Below are 2,273 nucleotides of genomic sequence, written 5' to 3'. Positions count from 1 at the left end.
CGTTATGTCCAAACGATTGCTCCTTTTGGGTTGCTTGCTCAACAGCCTTTTGTATGCCCAACCTGCCATCATTGCTGGCAAGTTTCCCTATCAGCGCGATGTATCCTATACCGCCATGATGGTTTCCAATCAAATTACGTTTATCGAGGAATGGGGGAACGTAGAGGGCACCAGTGACACCAGCGGTCATTTTCGTTTTTTGATGGATTTGACTCAGCCCGGCATCATCCGGTTTGGACAGCGCGACAAAATCGAGTTGTACCTCCGGCCTGGAGATAGCCTCTGGATTGAGATGATCAATGCACGCAACATCAGCTTTGGTGGCAGCGCCGCTCGGGAAAACACCCTGCTTGCAGAACTTGAAAAACGTCCTTTTATTCCACATGAAATACTGGAAAGCCCTTCTGCTTTCTCACAACTTGTGGATACACTTTACAACGAGCAAATGCAAGGCTTGGCGCTTTATGAAGCGGATCACCCGGATCCGGGATTTGTATCACTGTACCTTGCAAAAGTATACGAACGGTACTTGAGCGACAAAATAAAGGTCTACAATGCACTGAGTGCAGAGGGACTGGAAGGTGATTTATTGGATCGGGTTCGCCGCCAAATTCGGGTGGTATCCCTGGTGGATGAAACCCGTTCAGCCATGTACATTACTACCTTGAATGATCTTTTCAGGATGGAAACTCTCCATATCATGGGGCAAGAAGAACCAAACGATGGCAACCTGGATGCTTATCCAGAAGGCTATACCGAAGTTTTTCAAGGCCATCTTAACGCGCGATTGGCGAGATGCCCCAAATTGCAACAATATTTTGAGTTGCTCAATTTGGCTAGGACCGTTCAACACATCCAAAACCTGGATCGTTTGACTGAAGCAGCAGCAAGCCTGGAACGCATCTCACAAGCAAAAGATTATGCGCCACTGGCCAAAGTGATGCAACTGGAGTACCGGAAAAAGGAGATCCAATACAAGTTGGTTAAATTGCCAGAAAGTACCTGGAAAACCCCCAACAACCAGGATTTTCAACTGATGCCCTCCCCTGACCAGCGCACTTTAGTGGTGTTTTGGGATGTCAATGCGCCAGGAAATGTAGAGGCTTTGAAGGAGTTTCAGTTGCCAAAAGAGCTTCAGTTCGTTCAAAACGTGCAGCCTACACTTTCGAAAGTGTACCGTGATTCTTTGCGCTTCATCTGGGTTCAATTGGGTGGCCCAATGGAGGTTTGGCAGCGTACCATTGCGGAGGTTTCCAATACATATGCTGTGCAGCACTGCTACCTCAATGATCCAGCAGCAATAGCGGCTTTGAAGCCCTATTTTTTTCAAGAGGAATTGCCAATGGCATTTAAACTCGATGGCGATTTGAAAATAACCGGAATGAGCAAGCACCCCAATCCGAGCATGGATTGGTTGTTTGAACGGATGGTTGTTGGAGGAAGGGTGATTTGGCGGGGGAGAGAATAAGCGGCTTGGACATCCACTGTTAGTGGACGAATCAATCTTATTCTTCCTTCTGCTCATTTTTCAAGATCAACTCTTCCACATACACCACCTCTGTGCTGAGAATGACCGCAATCTCAGCGGGCTGCATTTTTGACAATAAGTGTAAATTGAGAATGGCGTTGTCCAGGATTAGACGCGTTTCTTCTTCTCTTTGGAGGGCTGCTACCAGTAGACGATGTTCCTCTTCAGCCCGCAGGCGCTCTTTTGCCAACAGTTCTTCAAAAACTTTCTGCGCTTTTGATTCCCCTTCTTTTACTATCATATCGTAAGTACTCATCGCGGATTGGTTTAAGGTTTCTGGCAAAATGAACACTTATTTTTTTATCGCCCCTAATGGGGCTCAGGATTGCCTTATTTTTGATAATTTTTCGTCAAAAATAAGTTGTTTGTTTTTTAAAAACAAACAATAAGGTCTATCAAGGAATAGTCCTTTTTCATTAAAACCCCTATCTTTGCACAAATTACCAATGCACATGGCTCAAAAGCTCCCATTAGGTTTGCAGGATTTTCGGAAAATTATTGAGAATGATCTCAAGTACATCGATAAAACCCGGTACATCTATGAAATGTGCCGCACGCCTGGGGCTTATTTCCTCTCCCGCCCGCGGCGTTTTGGAAAATCCATCACCTTGGCGGTGCTGCAAGAATTGTATTTGGGGAGTAGTGAATTATTCAAGGGATTGTGGATTGAAGACCACTGGGATTGGAACCGCAAATACCCCGTGGTGCGGATTTCATTTACTGCTTTGGGTTTTCAGGAAAATGG

Annotated in this window: 3 protein-coding genes; 2 read left to right on the top strand and 1 reads right to left on the bottom strand. The window is 45.7% G+C overall.

Annotated elements, in window-relative coordinates; all coding sequences use genetic code 11:
- On the top strand, positions 1-1,468 hold a 1,468-nt coding region (locus tag ABW391_RS29325), incomplete at its 5' end, for a hypothetical protein (protein WP_353485458.1).
- Between the two features lie 37 nt (positions 1,469-1,505).
- Here ABW391_RS29325 and ABW391_RS29320 read toward each other — a convergent pair.
- Positions 1,506-1,784 carry a hypothetical protein gene (locus ABW391_RS29320; RefSeq protein WP_353485457.1) on the bottom strand — a complete coding sequence of 93 codons (279 nt, stop codon included), beginning with the start codon at positions 1,782-1,784 and terminating at the stop codon, positions 1,506-1,508.
- 196 nt (positions 1,785-1,980) lie between these two features.
- Here ABW391_RS29320 and ABW391_RS29315 point away from each other — a divergent pair.
- A partial coding sequence (locus tag ABW391_RS29315) for an AAA family ATPase (RefSeq protein WP_353485456.1) occupies positions 1,981-2,273 on the top strand: 293 nt, incomplete at its 3' end.

Source organism: Haliscomenobacter sp. (assembly GCF_040403615.1).
GTDB lineage: Bacteria > Bacteroidota > Bacteroidia > Chitinophagales > Saprospiraceae > Haliscomenobacter.
Note: the sequence above shows the minus strand (reverse complement) of the source record. Positions and strands in the feature narration are given on the sequence as shown.

What these genes read in the sequence shown, in the direction of transcription:
- ABW391_RS29320 (WP_353485457.1), bottom strand. Translation starts at nt 1,784, where the DNA reads ATGAGTACTTACGATATGATAGTAAAAGAAGGGGAATCAAAAGCGCAG.